This is a genomic window from Novosphingobium kaempferiae, from assembly GCF_021227995.1.
Lineage (GTDB): Bacteria > Pseudomonadota > Alphaproteobacteria > Sphingomonadales > Sphingomonadaceae > Novosphingobium > Novosphingobium kaempferiae.
Genome location: NZ_CP089301.1, coordinates 4,483,634 through 4,498,476 on the forward strand (window position 1 = coordinate 4,483,634; position 14,843 = coordinate 4,498,476).

15 protein-coding genes are annotated in these 14,843 nt (G+C 65.9%); 13 read left to right on the forward strand and 2 right to left on the reverse strand.

The window, feature by feature from the left end; genetic code table 11:
* Positions 1-383: 383 nt before the first annotated feature.
* Positions 384-1,697 carry an MFS transporter gene (locus tag LO787_RS20345; RefSeq protein WP_232492800.1) on the reverse strand — a complete coding sequence of 438 codons (1,314 nt, stop codon included), beginning with the start codon at positions 1,695-1,697 and terminating at the stop codon, positions 384-386.
* Positions 1,698-1,889: 192 nt separating this feature from the next.
* Between LO787_RS20345 and cyoA the strand changes: the two genes are divergently transcribed.
* The 9 genes from cyoA (at position 1,890) to LO787_RS20390 (ending at position 10,302) form a co-directional block, all read left to right on the forward strand.
* Positions 1,890-3,224: a ubiquinol oxidase subunit II gene (cyoA, locus tag LO787_RS20350; protein WP_420847767.1), complete on the forward strand. Its 1,335-nt coding sequence runs from the start codon at positions 1,890-1,892 to the stop codon at positions 3,222-3,224.
* A 5-nt stretch (positions 3,225-3,229) separates the two neighbouring features.
* On the forward strand, positions 3,230-5,242 hold the full coding sequence (gene cyoB, locus LO787_RS20355) for a cytochrome o ubiquinol oxidase subunit I (protein WP_232492802.1): 2,013 nt from the start codon (positions 3,230-3,232) through the stop codon (positions 5,240-5,242).
* Positions 5,243-5,245: 3 nt separating this feature from the next.
* A complete protein-coding gene (cyoC, locus tag LO787_RS20360; protein WP_232492803.1) occupies positions 5,246-5,887 on the forward strand; it encodes a cytochrome o ubiquinol oxidase subunit III in 642 nt (213 codons plus the stop codon).
* The gene (gene cyoD / locus LO787_RS20365; RefSeq protein WP_232492804.1) at positions 5,887-6,294 is read left to right on the forward strand and encodes a cytochrome o ubiquinol oxidase subunit IV; all 408 of its coding nucleotides are present in this window, start codon (positions 5,887-5,889) and stop codon (positions 6,292-6,294) included. The genes cyoC and cyoD overlap by 1 nt, the downstream gene beginning before the upstream one ends.
* A gap of 20 nt (positions 6,295-6,314) precedes the next feature.
* Positions 6,315-7,016 (forward strand): SURF1 family protein, encoded by a 702-nt coding sequence (locus tag LO787_RS20370; protein ID WP_232492805.1) that lies wholly within the window; start codon positions 6,315-6,317, stop codon positions 7,014-7,016.
* Entirely contained in the window at positions 7,013-8,362 is a 1,350-nt protein-coding gene (locus LO787_RS20375) for an ATP-binding protein (protein WP_420847768.1), read from the forward strand. The genes LO787_RS20370 and LO787_RS20375 overlap by 4 nt, the downstream gene beginning before the upstream one ends.
* A complete protein-coding gene (locus tag LO787_RS20380) occupies positions 8,359-8,928 on the forward strand; it encodes a response regulator transcription factor (RefSeq protein ID WP_232492806.1) in 570 nt (189 codons plus the stop codon). The genes LO787_RS20375 and LO787_RS20380 overlap by 4 nt, the downstream gene beginning before the upstream one ends.
* 62 nt (positions 8,929-8,990) lie before the next feature.
* On the forward strand, positions 8,991-9,692 hold the full coding sequence (locus LO787_RS20385) for a Crp/Fnr family transcriptional regulator (RefSeq protein ID WP_232492807.1): 702 nt from the start codon (positions 8,991-8,993) through the stop codon (positions 9,690-9,692).
* Positions 9,693-9,849: 157 nt separating this feature from the next.
* Positions 9,850-10,302, forward strand: a complete 453-nt coding sequence (locus tag LO787_RS20390) for a GtrA family protein (protein WP_232492808.1) — start codon at positions 9,850-9,852, stop codon at positions 10,300-10,302.
* 41 nt (positions 10,303-10,343) lie between these two features.
* Here LO787_RS20390 and LO787_RS20395 read toward each other — a convergent pair whose 3' ends face one another.
* Positions 10,344-11,045, reverse strand: coding sequence for an OmpW/AlkL family protein (locus tag LO787_RS20395; RefSeq protein WP_232492809.1), 702 nt, complete (start codon positions 11,043-11,045; stop codon positions 10,344-10,346).
* A gap of 219 nt (positions 11,046-11,264) precedes the next feature.
* On the opposite strand from LO787_RS20395, the gene ccoN reads away from it, so the two are divergent.
* Genes ccoN through ccoP form a run of 4 tightly spaced genes read left to right on the forward strand, consistent with a single transcriptional unit; the run spans position 11,265 to position 14,743 of the window.
* Positions 11,265-12,908 carry a cytochrome-c oxidase, cbb3-type subunit I gene (gene ccoN, locus LO787_RS20400; RefSeq protein WP_232492810.1) on the forward strand — a complete coding sequence of 548 codons (1,644 nt, stop codon included), beginning with the start codon at positions 11,265-11,267 and terminating at the stop codon, positions 12,906-12,908.
* 11 nt (positions 12,909-12,919) lie between these two features.
* Complete coding sequence (gene ccoO, locus LO787_RS20405; RefSeq protein WP_232492811.1) at positions 12,920-13,669, forward strand: cytochrome-c oxidase, cbb3-type subunit II; 750 nt, start codon at positions 12,920-12,922, stop codon at positions 13,667-13,669.
* A complete protein-coding gene (locus LO787_RS20410) occupies positions 13,666-13,836 on the forward strand; it encodes a cbb3-type cytochrome c oxidase subunit 3 (RefSeq protein WP_232492812.1) in 171 nt (56 codons plus the stop codon). The genes ccoO and LO787_RS20410 overlap by 4 nt, the downstream gene beginning before the upstream one ends.
* Positions 13,829-14,743 (forward strand): cytochrome-c oxidase, cbb3-type subunit III, encoded by a 915-nt coding sequence (gene ccoP / locus LO787_RS20415; protein WP_232492813.1) that lies wholly within the window; start codon positions 13,829-13,831, stop codon positions 14,741-14,743. The genes LO787_RS20410 and ccoP overlap by 8 nt, the downstream gene beginning before the upstream one ends.
* Positions 14,744-14,843 lie beyond the last annotated feature (100 nt).

A 14,843-nucleotide genomic window follows, 5' to 3' on the forward strand; every position in this document is an offset into this window, starting at 1 on the left:
TCGCACTCTCAAGTACTTCAGACCGACGTACCGCAGTCCGTTGCCCCCGGACCCGAGAACCCTGGTCAAACCCCCGTGCGTAAAATGATGACCTGAATATTCATCAATCGACCCACGGGTTTCTATCTATACGAGCGGTGCGGGCGCGAAAGCGGGCCAGAGCAACAATACGTTGATAACAGGGGCGAGATGGCTTCGGTTCGGCGCTAATCGACGAGGCGTTGCGCGCAGGCCGCAGGAAACCGTGGGCGGCCATTGCACACGATTACAAACTTTTCAGCGGCGAGGGCTTGCAAGCCAACCGGGCATATGCCGGGCGCGCAAAAATAAGGGGCCGCGATCCGGGTGGATCGCGGCCCCTTTCGTTTTCGGTTTGCCGAGCCTCAGCGGCTGGCGAGTTCCTTGTTGAGCCACAGGGCCAGCAGCGTGGCGAGCGCGCCCGAGAGCAGGTAACCGCCCGAGGCGATCAGGCCGAAGTTGGTTGAAAGCAGCAGCGCCGCCAGCGGGGCGAAGCCGGCGCCGAACAGCCAGGCAAGGTCGCTGGTGAGAGCCGAACCGGTGTAGCGGTGGTCGGTCGGGAAGGCCGAGGCGACGACGCCCGAGGACTGGCCGAACGACAGGCCGAGCAGGATGAAGCCGCCGATCATGAACACCAGCTCGCCTGCGGTGCCGCCATCGAGCAACTGCGGGGCGAAGCCGCTGAACACGGCGATGCCGACGGCGCAGGTGCCGAGCAGCGTGCGGCGGCCGTAGCGATCGGCGAGGCGGCCCGAGAGCAGCACCGCGACGAGACCGAAGACGGCGGCCAGCACTTCGATCAGCAGGAAGCGCGTGGGCGCTTCCTTGGTGAACAGGAACACCCACGAGAGCGGGAACACGGTGACCATGTGGAACATCGCGAAGCTGGCGAGCGGCGCGAAGGCGCCGATCAGCACGGTGCGGCCTTCCTTGCTGACGGTGCCCATGACGCTGACCGGCTGCAGGTCGCGGCTTTCGAACAGGGTCTGGAATTCCTCGGTCACGACGATGCGCAGACGGGCGAAGAGCGCGACCACGTTGATGGCGAGCGCCACGAAGAACGGATAGCGCCAGCCCCAGTCGAGGAAGTCGGCGGCGGGCAGCGTCGCGATCATGTAGGCGAACAGCGCGCTGGCGACGATGAGGCCGAACGGTGCGCCGAGCTGGGGGACCATCGCCCACCAGCCACGGCGGTTCTCCGGGGCATTGAGCGCGAGGAGCGAGGCGAGGCCGTCCCAGGTGCCGCCGAGCGCGAAGCCCTGCGCGATGCGGAAGATCGCGAGCAGCCAGATCGCCGTCGCACCCATCGACTCATAGGTCGGCAGGAAGGCGATCGCGGCGGTCGAGCCGCCGAGGCCGAACAGCGCGATCGTCAGCTTGACGCCGCGGCCGTAGGCGCGGTCGAGCGCCATGAAGAACAGCGAGCCGAACGGACGCGCGATGAAGGCCAGAGCGAAGATCGCGAAGGAATAGAGCGTCCCCGTCAGCGGATCGACGAAGGGGAAGAACAACTTCGGGAACACCAGCACCGAGGCGATGGCGTAGACGAAGAAGTCGAAGAACTCAGACGTGCGGCCGATAATCACGCCAATCGCGATCTCGCTGGGCGAAATCGCGTGGTGCGGCTTGAACGTCGGCAGGCCGAGTTCCTCGCGGGTCGGTGTGCTTGTGGTGCTCATCTGGCGTCTCGCGGCCTTTGTCTGGTATTAACACACGAATTGGCGGAAGTCTTCCGCTCGTCCGCGCGAATCGCGCCGGCGCGGCGAACGCACGGCTTCTCAATTGCGGCCCTATCGTCATTGCCGGGCGCGAAGGGGATTGGACAAAATGTCCTATGTTCGCAAACTCGCAGCAGGACTAGGCGACGCGCCATGCACCCGTCCGAGTCACGCCTGAACCCGCCCGGCCGCCGTCGCCCTGCTGCGATGCGCCCCCGGGCCCTGCGTCTCCTGACAGCCTCCGGGCTGCTCGCATTGTTGCCTGGTTGCAATATGCTTGTGATGAATCCGGCAGGAGACGTCGCCAGGCAGCAGAGCGACCTGGTGATCGTGGCGACGCTTCTCATGCTGCTGATCGTCATCCCGGTCATGGCGGCGATCGTGATCTTCGCGTGGCGATACCGCGCGTCGAACACCGAGGCGACCTACGAGCCGGACTGGGATCACTCCACCCAGCTCGAACTGATGATCTGGGCGGCGCCGCTGCTCATCATCATCTGTCTCGGCGCGGTAACCTGGACGAGCACCCACCTGCTCGATCCCTACCGCACCATCGGCCGGATCGACGAGAAGACCCAGGTCCGTGCGGACGTGAAGCCGCTTGAGGTCGAAGTCGTCGCGCTCGACTGGAAGTGGCTGTTCATCTACCCCGAGCAGGGCATCGCCACGGTCAACGAACTGGTCGTGCCGACCGGTCGCCCGCTCAGCTTCCGCATCACCGCGTCGAGCGTGATGAACTCCTTCTACGTCCCCGCCATGGCCGGTCAGGTCTACGCGATGCCGGGCATGGAGACGCGCCTGCACGCGGTCATGAACTCGAACGTCGAGTCCGTGGGTTTCTCGGCCAACTACTCGGGCGCGGGCTTCTCCAGCATGCGCTTCAAGATGCGCTCGGTCACGGATGCGGACTTCGATAAGTGGATCGGCGACGTGAAGGCGTCCGGCGCCAAGACGCAGCCGGTCGGTCAGCAGGCCGATGCGCCGGTTCCGAGCGAAGCGCCTGTCGCGCCGCTCGGCGGCAACCTCGACCGCGCGGCCTACCTCGAACTCGAAAAGCCGAGCGAGAAGGTGCCCGCCATCCGCTACGCCAAGGTCGAGCCCAAGCTCTACGACGCCATCGTCAACATGTGCGTCGAGCCCGGCAAGATGTGCATGAGCGAAATGATGGCGATCGACGCGCGCGGCGGTCTCGGCAAGGCAGGCATCCGCAACGTCGCCATGCTAGCCTACGACAAGCACGGTCGACAGGCCGCGGTCGAGGCCAGCGCCAACCCGAGCGAGGCGGTCCGCCGCGAACTCGCCTGGGTGCGCGCACTGTGCGAGCAGATGCCCGGCCAGGTCCGCGACGGCACCGTCAAGGCGCCGACCGACCTCCGCTCGCTGAACGGCGCCGGCATCGCCGCGCCGCAGTCGATCGGGTTCGGTGGTGAGGACGCTCCTGCGCCTGCCGCCAAGCCCGCTCACGTTTCCCTGATTTCCCGGAACTGACACTCATGGCCATCGAAGCCGTAGACCATTCGCACTGGAGCCCACTTCTGGGCCGCCTGTGGCTGGACGCCATCCCGCAGGAGCCGATCGTGCTCGCGACCTTCGCGGTCGTGGTGCTGGGCGGCATCGCGGTCGTGGGCGCGCTGACCTACTTCAAGCTCTGGGGGTATCTCTGGAACGAGTGGTTCACCAGCGTCGACCACAAGAAGATCGGCATCATGTACATGGTGCTCGGCCTCATCATGCTCCTGCGCGGCTTCGCCGACGCGGTCATGATGCGCATCCAGCAGTCGATCGCGTTCAACGGGAACGACGGTTACCTGAACTCGCATCATTACGATCAGATCTTCACGGCGCACGGCGTCATCATGATCTTCTTCGTGGCGATGCCCTTCGTGACCGGCCTGATGAACTACATCGTGCCGCTGCAGATCGGCGCGCGTGACGTCAGCTTCCCGTTCCTGAACAACTTCAGCTTCTGGATGACGACGGCGGGCGCGGTGCTGGTCATGGCCTCGCTGTTCATCGGCGAGTTCGCGCAGACCGGCTGGCTGGCCTATCCGCCGCTGTCCAACCTGGCGTACAGCCCATGGGTCGGCGTCGATTACTACATCTGGGCCTTGCAGATCGCAGGTGTCGGAACCTTGCTATCGGGCGTCAACCTGGTCTGCACCATCGTCAAGATGCGCGCGCCCGGCATGACCATGATGCGCATGCCGGTGTTCACCTGGACCGCGCTCTGCACCAACATCCTGATCGTCGCCGCCTTCCCGGTGCTGACGGCGGTGATGACGATGCTCACGGTCGATCGCTACCTCGGCTTCAACTTCTTCACCAACGACTTCGGCGGCTCGCCGATGATGTACGTGAACCTGATCTGGATCTGGGGTCACCCCGAGGTCTACATCCTCGTCCTGCCGCTGTTCGGCGTGTTCTCGGAAGTCACCTCGACCTTCACCGGCAAGCGCCTGTTCGGCTACTCGTCGATGGTCTACGCGACGCTGGTCATCACCATCCTGTCGTACCTCGTGTGGCTGCACCACTTCTTCACGATGGGTTCGGGCGCGAGCGTCAACTCGTTCTTCGGGATCACCACCATGGTCATCTCGATCCCGACCGGCGCGAAGCTGTTCAACTGGCTGTTCACGATGTACCACGGCCGCATCCGCTACGAGCTGCCGATGATGTGGACCGTGGCGTTCATGCTGACCTTCACCGTGGGCGGCATGACCGGCGTTCTCCTTGCCGTGCCGCCGGCCGACTTCGTGCTCCACAACTCGCTGTTCCTGATCGCCCACTTCCACAACGTCATCATCGGCGGCGTGCTGTTCGGCATCTTCGCAGCGATCAACTACTGGTGGCCCAAGGCCTTCGGCTTCAAGCTCAACTCGTTCTGGGGCAAGGTCTCGTTCTGGTGCTGGGTGCCGGGCTTCTGGTTCGCCTTCATGCCGCTCTACATCCTCGGCCTGATGGGCGTCACCCGTCGCATGCGCGTGTTCGACGATCCGTCGCTGCAGATCTGGTTCATCATCGCCGCCTTCGGCGTCGCCATGATCGCAGCCGGCATCGGCGCCATGCTGGTCCAGTTCGGCGTGTCGATCTGGAAGCGCGAGGAACTGAAGGACGAAACGGGCGATCCGTGGAACGGCCGCACGCTGGAGTGGGCGACCTCGTCGCCTCCGCCGGAGTACAACTTCGCCTTCACGCCGATCGTCAACGACCTCGACGCCTGGGACGACATGAAGCGCTGCGGCGTGGAGCGTCCGACCTCCGGCTTCCGCCCGATCCACATGCCCAAGGGCACGGGAACCGGCGTGGTCCTCTCGGTGCTGTCGATCGCCCTCGGTTTCGCGATGATCTGGTACATCTGGTGGCTCGCGGCGGTGTCGTTCGTCGGCATCCTCGGCTACACGATCTTCCATACCTTCAACTACAAGCGGGACTACCACATCCCCGTCGAGACGGTCGAAGCGACCGAGGCGGAACGCACCCGCCAGCTCGCCGCCGCGGGAGCCTGAGACATGACTGCCACGACCGCACCGACGCACACTCTCGATCAGGCGCAGCTTCAGGCCGCGTTCTATGACCTGAACGAGCACGACCATCCCGAAGGCGGCAGCACCATGCTGGGCTTCTGGATCTACCTGATGAGCGACTGCCTCATCTTCGCGATGCTGTTCGCGGCCTACGGCGTGCTGGGCGGAAGCCTGGCCGCCGGACCGGGCCCCAAGGATCTGTTCGACCTGCCGCTGGTGGCGCTCAACACCGCCATGCTGCTGTTCTCGTCGATCACCTACGGCTTCGCGATGCTGGCGATGGAGAAGGGCAGCAAGAGCGGTACGCAGATCTGGTTGCTGGTGACGGCGGTGTTCGGTGGCGCGTTCCTGTTCATCGAACTCTACGAGTTCAGCCACCTGATCCACGAAGGCGCGACGCCGATGCGCTCGGGCTTCCTCACGGCGTTCTTCTCGCTGGTGGGCACGCACGGGCTTCACGTCACCTTCGGCCTGATCTGGCTGTTCACGCTGGTCGTGCAGGTCGGCGTCAAGGGCCTGATTCCGGCCAACAAGCGCCGCCTCATGTGCCTGTCGCTGTTCTGGCACTTCCTCGACGTCATCTGGATCGGCGTCTTCACCTTCGTCTATCTGATGGGAATGCTCTGATGGGCAACGTCACTAATCATGGGGGGCACGCTCACCCCAACCCGAACGCGCACGGCCATCACGACGAGCACGGCGCGAGCCACGGTTCGCTGCGCGAATACGTCGTCGGCTTCCTGCTTTCGGTCGTCCTCACCGCCATCCCGTTCTGGCTGGTGATGACCGGGGCCATCCCCGACAAGCAGGCGACCGCGCTGGTCATCATGGCCTTCGCCGCGGTGCAGATCGTGGTCCACATGATCTACTTCCTGCACATGAACACCAAGTCGGAGAACGGCTGGACGGTCATGGCGCTGATCTTCACGATCGTGATCGTCATCATCACCCTGTCGGGTTCGCTGTGGGTCATGTATCACCTGAACACCAACATGATGCCGATGAGCGCCCACGAAATGGGCCAGCTCCCCTGACGGTGGAACCGGCAAAGGCAGTGAAAGGAGCGCGGCGGCCCATCGGGCTTGCCGCGCTTCTGCTAGTTGCGGTCGGCGTCTTCGCGGCGCTGGGCGTCTGGCAGGTGCAGCGGATGCACTGGAAGCACGCGCTGATCGCCCGCGTCGATGCGCGGGTCCATGCCGCTCCGGTGGCGCTGCCCGCCGATGCCCGGCTGAACGCTGACCTCGAATACCTTCGCGTACGCGTCTCGGGCGTCTATCAGGGCAAGGCGACCGCGCTGGTGCGGGCCGCCACCGACCTCGGGACCGGATACTGGACGATGACGCCGCTGCGCCTCGACGATGGCCGGACGCTGTGGATCAACCGCGGTTTCGTGCCCGCCGGGACCACCCGCACCGCTGCTTCGGATGCCACTCCGGAGGGGCATGTCGCCGTCGTCGGCCTGCTGCGCCTTACCGAGCCGAAGGGCAGCGTCCTCCAGTCCAACCAGCCCCAGGCCGACCGCTGGTATTCGCGTGACGTCTCGGCGCTGGCCACGGCGCGCGGGCTCGGCAAGGTGTCGCCCGGCTTCGTCGACGCGCAGCAGGAAACCGCTGCTCCGGTCGCCGCCTCGGTGAAGCCCGTTCCCGGCCTCACGCAGATCCACTTTCCCGACAGTCACCTGAGCTACGCGCTGACGTGGTTCGCGATGGCGGCGCTTTCGGTCTTCGGCCTGGTCTTCGTCTGGCGCCGCGCGTGACCGGGAGGCCGCACGGCCTCGACTGGGCGAGCCTCTTCGCGCCGCCCGGGCTGACGGGCAGCACCCCCAGCCGGTCGAGCGTCGTCCTGCTCACCCAGTTGCGCTGGATCGCGGTGTTCGGGCAGCTCGGCACGATCATCATCGCGGCGACCGTGCTCAAGGTGCGCCTGCCGCTGGCGCCGCTGCTGCTGGCGCCGCTGCTGCTCATCGTCATCAACCTGATGGTGGCGCGGGTCGTGCTCCAGCGGCGGGCGTTCTCGCAGAGGGAGCTGTTCTCGGCGCTGATGATCGACGTCGCGGCGCTGTGCTGGCAGCTGTATCATTCGGGCGGGGCGACCAATCCGTTCACCTTCCTGTTCCTCCTCCAGATCGTGATCGGCGCGATCATCCTGGAGGCGCGGTGGAGCTGGCTGGTGGCGCTCAACGCCTGCCTGTGCATGGCGCTGCTGACCTTCCGCTACGTACCGCTGCGCCTGCCGGAGCGCTATGCGGGAGATCACTTCCACCTCTACATCCAGGGCAGCCTGTTCTGCTTCGTGCTGGCGGCGGTACTGCTGGTCTTCTTCATCGTGCGGCTGGACCGCAACCGGCGCGAGAGCGACGCGCAACTGGCCGCCTATCACCAGCAGGCGGCGGAGGAGGACCACATCATCCGCATGGGCCTGCTTGCCTCCGGCGCGGCACATGAACTGGGCACGCCGCTCTCCTCGATCTCGGTCATCCTCGGCGACTGGAGCCGGGAGCCCGCCGTCGTCCGCGATCCCGACATGGCCGCCGACCTCGCCGACGTCCGCCGCGAGCTGGAGCGCTGCAAGACCATCGTCTCCGGCATCCTGATGTCGGCGGGTGAGGTGCGCGGCGTCGATCCGGCGGTGACCACCGTCTGCGCCTTCATCGAGGACATCGTCGAGGAATGGCGCGCGCGCATCCCCGGCGAGCTGCGGCTGCTCGACAGGATCGACGAGAACGTCCCGATCATCGCCGATCCGGGCCTGCGCCAGATCATCGGCAACGTCATAGACAACGCCATCGAGGTATCCCCCGATCTCGTGCTGATAGAGGCCTGGCTGGAAGCGGACGGGGAGGCGCGACGCCTCGTCCTCACCGTCGCCGACCGCGGGCCGGGCTTCGCGCCGGAGATGACCGGACGGATCGGCCAGCCCTATGCCTCGACCAAGGGGCGCGACGGCGGCGGGCTGGGGCTGTTCCTCGTCGTCAACGTCATCCGCAAGCTGGGCGGCACCGTCACGGTCGAGAATCGGGAGGGTGGTGGAGCGAGCGTGCAACTCGTCATTCCTCTCGCTACACTGGCGCTGGAGAACGACGGACCGGACGAGAAAGCATGACCGAGACGGCAGACGTCAACGGCGACGGAAGCACCGAGGCGACGGGCGCGAGCCTGCTGATCGTCGAGGACGATCCCACCTTCGCGCGCACCCTGCGCCGCTCGTTCGAGCGGCGCGGCTACCGGGTCGCCTCGGCGGGCAGCCCGGAGGAGGCGGAAGCGCTCTTCGCCATGTACGCGTTCGACTATGCCGTGGTGGACCTCAAGCTCGGCGCGGCCTCGGGCCTTTCGGTGGTCGAGGCGCTGCATGCCCATGCGCCGGAAACCCGCATCGTCGTGCTGACCGGCTACGCGAGCATCGCCACCGCCGTCGAGGCGATCAAGCTGGGGGCCGCGCATTACCTCGCCAAGCCCTCCAACACCGACGACATCGAGGCCGCGTTCGGCAATCTGCGCGGCGATGCCAGCGTGCCGGTGGAGGGCCGCAAGACCTCGATCAAGACGCTGGAGTGGGAATACATCCACCAGACGCTGGTGGAGTGCGAGTTCAACATCTCCGAGACCGCGCGTCGCCTTGGCCTCCACCGCCGCACGCTGGCGCGCAAGCTCGAGAAGCGGCAGCTTTGAAAAACCGCGCCTTTTCCGCTATGCGACCCTTGAGAAGCGACAGCCCCCGGTGATCCTGCCCTATGTCTTCCTGTGATCTCTGCGTCGTCCGGAACCGGGCGATCTGTGCCGCGCTGGACGCGAAGGAGCTGAACGCGCTCAATGCGATCGGCCGCACGCGCGAACTGACGGCGGGTGAATCGATCATCTGGGAAGGCGAGGATTCGGTCCTCGTCGCCAACGTCATCGACGGCGTGCTCAAGCTGTCGACCAATACCGAGGACGGGCGCGAGCAGATCGTCGGCGTGGTATACCCTTCCGACTTCATCGGGCGGCCCTTCGGCGGCACCACCGGCCACGGCGTCACCGCGCTGACCGACGCGCGGGTCTGCGTGTTCTCCCGCCGCGACTTCGACGCCTTCGCGCGCGAACACCCGGCGCTGGAGCACAAGCTGCTGGAGCGCACGCTGGGCGAACTCGACCGCACGCGCCGCTGGATGCTGCTGCTGGGCCGCAAGTCGGCGGCGGAGAAGATGGCGAGCTTCCTGGTCGAGATGACCGAGCGGCTGGGCGGATCGGGCTGCCGCATCGCCTTCGACAATCCCAACCAGCGCATCCTGACCCTGCCGTTCTCGCGCCAGCAGATCGCCGACGTGCTGGGCCTGACGATCGAGACGGTCAGCCGCCAGTTCACCCGCCTGAAGAACGAAGGCGTGATCGACATCCCCTCGCGCCGGGAAGTGACGATCCTCGATCTGGAGACGCTGGTGGCCGAAGCGGGATAAGGTCAACTGATCGTCATTGCGAGCGGCGAAGCCGCGCGGCAATCCGACGCTATGTTTACCGCCTGGATTGCTTCGCTGCGCTCGCAATGACGAACTGATGGTCGTTTACTTGCTGCGTCGCGGGAAACTTTGCCCTCTTGCCGGAGTTGGCCGAAGCATGTTCCATTCGCCCATCGAGCCGGGACGCCGCGTTTCCGAAGGCCATCCCCACTACGGCCTGTTCAGCCGCCACACGGCGGTGCTCTTCGTGCGCAACGCGGTCTCGTCGTCCACCTGCTTCGCGATCGACATGGCGCTGATCTGGGTGATGGTCTCGCGGCTCGGCATCGACAAGTTCGTGGCGGTGACGGTCGGCTTTCTCATCGCCAACTCGCTGAACTACGTGCTGGCGCGCGTCTGGGTGTTCCGCGAGAGCGACCGGGGGATATTCACCGGCTACGTCTATTTTCTCACCAACGCGTTGATCGGGCTGGCGGTGATCCTTGCCGGCTTCGCGCTGCTGACCGGCGTGTTCGGCGCGCATTACCTGCTGGCGCGGGTGATGGTCTCGCTGGTGGCCGGGACGCTGGTCTTCGTGCTGAACGCGACGCTGAACTTCCACGAGGTCTAGCAAATTCCTCCCCGAGACAAGCTCGGGGAGGAATGGATGCATCAGAACCGGTACGACAGGCCCGCGCTCAGCACCCAGGGGTCGAGGTCGTGCTTCGTTTTCAGCACCCGGTCGCCATCGGCGTAGAAGCTGGCGGTCGGCTTCACGAAGTACTTCTTGGCGTCCAGCGTGATGCCGTAGCCGCTCTTGCCGAGCGCGATGTCCACGCCGCCCTGCAGCGCGACGCCGAGCGAGTTGGACATCTTCACCTTGCCCACGCCGAGCGCCTGCATGGTCGCGCCGGGCTTCTCGTCGAAGACGAAGAACAGCGCCGGGCCCGCGCCGACGTAGGGCTTGATCGGGCCGCCGGTGTCGAGATGGAACTTGGCCGTCACCGTCGCCGGCAGGATCAGGACGTGATCGACGATCTTCGTGCCCGCAAGGTCCGCCGCGCCGTTGATGTGGTGCTGGGTGAAGCAGCAGATCGTCTCCACCGAGACCGCCTTGCTGAAGAAGTATTCGACCGCGAGTGTCGGCACCACGTTGTCGTTGGCCTTGGTGTCCACATCTGCGACGCCCATTCCGGAGAGCGTGGTGGCAAGTCCGGAATCGATCGACTTGATCTTGTCCACGCCGCCATCGGCGAGCACCGCCGAGCCGAGCACCTTGACCTGCAGCTTGCCTTCCGGGCTGCCGGCGAGGGCCGGGCTCGCGATCGCGGTGGCGGCTGCGAGAGCGGCGGCGACTGGGATGATCTTGCGCATAAGTTCGTCTTTCGAGCGCCGCCGGGGCCGCACCATGCGTCTTCCCCCCTCTGAGCGGCCTCCCGCATCTGCGCCTTGCGCCGCTGCAAGGAATTGATCGGGCGCAAAAACTGGCGGAATTTCGCGCGTTTGGGATTTTTGATCGCCGTCAATGCGGGCGTTCCCCAAAGCGCCCAAGGCCGAATCCGATCAGCAACTCATCTCGAAAAGAGAAAGCTTATGGTTTCGGTGCTGGCGCGGGCAGGCGTGTGGCTTGCCGTGCTCTTCCTGGCCGTGATGGCGTCCGCTCTGGCGGCGGATCAGGGTTTCGCCATCCACATGGGTATCGTCGCCCTCGCGGCGATGACGGCCTTGTGGTTCACCCTGCGCGGCGCCGACTACGACGGCATCGCGCGCGGCGTGCTGCGCTTTCCCGATCAGGGGCGCTACGACGACGACCCGATCCGCTGGGGCATGATCGCCACCGTCTTCTGGGGCATGGCGGGGTTCCTCGCGGGCGTGTTCATCGCCGCGCAGCTGACCTGGCCGGGGCTGAACCTTGAGCCGTACCTGAATTTCGGCCGGGTGCGCCCGCTGCATACCTCGGCGGTGATCTTCGCGTTCGGCGGCAACGCCCTGATCGCGACGAGCTACTACGTCGTCCAGCGCACCTGCCGCGCGCGGCTGGCCTTTCCCGGCCTCGCCCGCTTCGTGTTCTGGGGCTACCAGCTGTTCATCGTGCTGGCCGCCACGGGCTATCTCCTCGGCATCAGCGAGGGCAAGGAATACGCCGAGCCCGAATGGTACGTCGACTGGTGGCTGACGATCGTCTGGGTCGCCTACCTCGCGGTCTTCGTCGGCACGATCGTCAGGCGCAGCGAGCCGCACATCTACGTGGCGAACTGGTTCTACCTAGCGTTCATCGTCACCGTGGCGATGCTCCACATAGTCAACAACCTCGACCTGCCGGTCAGCCTGCTCGGCTCCAAGAGCTATCCGCTGTTCGCGGGCGTGCAGGGGGCGCTGGTGCAGTGGTGGTACGGCCACAACGCGGTCGGCTTCTTCCTGACCGCCGGCTTTCTCGCGATGATGTACTACTTCGTGCCCAAGCAGGCGGAGCGGCCGGTCTATTCCTATCGCCTCTCCATCATCCACTTCTGGTCGCTGATCTTCCTCTACATCTGGGCGGGTCCGCACCACCTCCACTACACCGCGCTGCCCGACTGGGCGCAGACGCTGGGCATGGTGTTCTCGATCATGCTGTGGATGCCGAGCTGGGGCGGCATGATCAACGGGCTGATGACGCTGAACGGGGCCTGGGACAAGGTCCGCACCGACCCGATCATCCGCATGATGGTGATGGCGCTGGCCTTCTACGGCATGAGCACCTTCGAAGGCCCGATGATGTCGATCAAGAGCGTCAACTCGCTCTCGCACTATACCGACTGGACCATCGGCCACGTCCACTCCGGCGCGCTGGGCTGGAACGGGATGATCACCTTCGGGGCGATCTACTACCTCGTGCCGCGCCTGTGGGGGCGTGAGCGGCTCTACTCGCTGCGCATGGTGAACTGGCACTTCTGGCTCGCGACGCTGGGGATCGTCTTCTACGCCGCCAGCATGTGGGTGGCGGGGATCACCCAGGGGCTGATGTGGCGCGAGTACGGAGCCGACGGCTACCTCGTGAACTCGTTCGCCGACAGCGTGGCCGCGCTGCACCCGATGTACGCCCTGCGCGCCTTCGGCGGAGCGCTCTACCTCGCCGGTGCGGTCATCATGACGGTCAACGTCTGGGCGACGATCCTGGGCAAGCTGCGCGAGGAGAGGCCCCTGCGTGACGCCGCCTACGATGCGGCTCTCGACCGCCCCATCCTCGCGAACTGAGGGGAAAATCCATGACCACCATCGTCGAACGCCACAAGACGCTCGAAAAGAACGTGACCCTGCTCGGCATCTGCGCGCTCGTCGTCGTCGCCATCGGCGGCATCGTCGAGATCGCGCCGCTGTTCTGGATCGACAACACCATCGAGAAAGTTCAGGGCGTGCGCCCCTATACCCCGCTGGAGCAGGCAGGCCGCGACATTTACGTGCGCGAGGGGTGCTACACCTGCCACAGCCAGATGATCCGCCCGTTCCGCGACGAAGTGGAGCGCTACGGCCACTACAGCCTCGCCGCGGAATCGATGTACGACCATCCGTTCCAGTGGGGCTCCAAGCGCACCGGGCCTGACCTGGCGCGCGTGGGCGGGCGTTACTCGGACAGCTGGCACGTCCAGCACCTGACCAACCCGCAGGGCGTCGTGCCGGAATCGGTGATGCCGAAATACGGCTTCCTGGCGGAGCGCGATCTCAACGTGGCCGACCCTGCCGCGAACCTGACGGCGCTGCGCCGCGTGGGCGTGCCCTATACCGACCGCGACGTCGCCAGCGCACTGACAGACCTCACCGCGCAGGCGGATCCCGAGGCCGACGCGGGCGACCTGACCCAGCGCTACCCCAAGGCGCAGGTCCGCGATTTCGACGGCGATCCCAAGCGCGTGACCGAGATGGATGCGCTCGTCGCCTACCTGCAAGTGCTCGGCACCATGGTCGACGTCAACGCCGCCGCCGCGCAGGAACAGCTCGCGAAGGAGAAGGGCCGGTGAGCACGCACTCCACCTACGACCTGCTGCGGCACATCGCCGACAGCTGGGGCCTTCTCGCGATGCTGGCGGTGTTCCTCGTCCTCGTCGCCTGGCCCTTCCGCCCCGGTCATCGCGCCAAGAACGAGACCGCCGCACGCCTGATCTTCAAGGACGAGAACGATGGCTGAGAAACATGGGGCTGATATAAAAGGCCGCCTCGACAAAGCCACGCAGACCGAAACCGTCGGCCACGAATGGGACGGGATCGAGGAGCTCAACACCCCGCTGCCGCGTTGGTGGCTCTGGACCTTCTACGCCTGCATCGTCTTCGCGCTGGGCTACTGCGTGGTCTATCCGGCGTGGCCGATGCTCTCGAGCGCAACGCAAGGCACGCTCGGCTGGACCAGCCGGGGCGAGCTGGACAAGGACATGAAGGCCGCTGCTGCCGCCCGCGCGAAGACCGTCGCGGCGCTGGCCGACATGCCTATCGACGAACTGCCGAAGCACCCCGAACTGATGCGCGCGGCGGTGGCGGGGGGCGCTGCGGCGTTCCGCATCAACTGCGTCCAGTGCCACGGCGCGGGCGCGGCGGGATCGAAGGGCTTCCCCAACCTCAACGACGACGACTGGCTCTGGGGCGGCGACCTCGCCACCATCGAGACGACGCTGCTCCACGGCATCCGCCAGCCGGGCGACGAGGCGACGCGCATGTCGGTGATGCCGAACTTCGGCAGCGATGGCCTGCTGGCGCCCGCGCAGATCGATGCGGTAGCGGATCATGTTCTCTCGCTGTCGGGCAAGGCGCGGCGAAACGCCGAGGGCGCGAAGCTCTTCGCGGACAACTGCGCCGTCTGTCACGGCCCGGCGGGCAAGGGCAGCCGCCAGTTCGGCGCACCCGACCTGACCGATGCGATCTGGCTCGACGGCGGCAGCAAGGCGGAGGTCGTCGCGCAGATCGGCAAGCCGCACATGGGCGTGATGCCCGCGTGGAACGGTCGCCTCGATCCGGTGACGATCAAGATGCTGGCGGCTTACGTCCACTCGCTGGGCGGGGGTGAACAGACACCCACGCCTGAGCCAGCGCCCCAGCCGTAACCCGCCATGCCTCCGCCTCCTCTCGTCATTGCGAGCGTAGCGAAGCAATCGAGCGCGGTGCTCCGCCGCTCTGGATCGCCACGGACCTGCGGTCCTCGCG

What these genes read in the sequence shown, in the direction of transcription:
- ccoN (WP_232492810.1), top strand. Translation starts at nt 11,265, where the DNA reads ATGGTTTCGGTGCTGGCGCGGGCAGGCGTGTGGCTTGCCGTGCTCTTC.
- cyoA (WP_420847767.1), top strand. Translation starts at nt 1,890, where the DNA reads ATGCACCCGTCCGAGTCACGCCTGAACCCGCCCGGCCGCCGTCGCCCT.
- ccoO (WP_232492811.1), top strand. Translation starts at nt 12,920, where the DNA reads ATGACCACCATCGTCGAACGCCACAAGACGCTCGAAAAGAACGTGACC.
- LO787_RS20395 (WP_232492809.1), bottom strand. Translation starts at nt 11,045, where the DNA reads ATGCGCAAGATCATCCCAGTCGCCGCCGCTCTCGCAGCCGCCACCGCG.
- cyoD (WP_232492804.1), top strand. Translation starts at nt 5,887, where the DNA reads ATGGGCAACGTCACTAATCATGGGGGGCACGCTCACCCCAACCCGAAC.
- LO787_RS20385 (WP_232492807.1), top strand. Translation starts at nt 8,991, where the DNA reads ATGTCTTCCTGTGATCTCTGCGTCGTCCGGAACCGGGCGATCTGTGCC.
- LO787_RS20380 (WP_232492806.1), top strand. Translation starts at nt 8,359, where the DNA reads ATGACCGAGACGGCAGACGTCAACGGCGACGGAAGCACCGAGGCGACG.
- ccoP (WP_232492813.1), top strand. Translation starts at nt 13,829, where the DNA reads ATGGCTGAGAAACATGGGGCTGATATAAAAGGCCGCCTCGACAAAGCC.
- LO787_RS20390 (WP_232492808.1), top strand. Translation starts at nt 9,850, where the DNA reads ATGTTCCATTCGCCCATCGAGCCGGGACGCCGCGTTTCCGAAGGCCAT.
- cyoB (WP_232492802.1), top strand. Translation starts at nt 3,230, where the DNA reads ATGGCCATCGAAGCCGTAGACCATTCGCACTGGAGCCCACTTCTGGGC.
- cyoC (WP_232492803.1), top strand. Translation starts at nt 5,246, where the DNA reads ATGACTGCCACGACCGCACCGACGCACACTCTCGATCAGGCGCAGCTT.
- LO787_RS20345 (WP_232492800.1), bottom strand. Translation starts at nt 1,697, where the DNA reads ATGAGCACCACAAGCACACCGACCCGCGAGGAACTCGGCCTGCCGACG.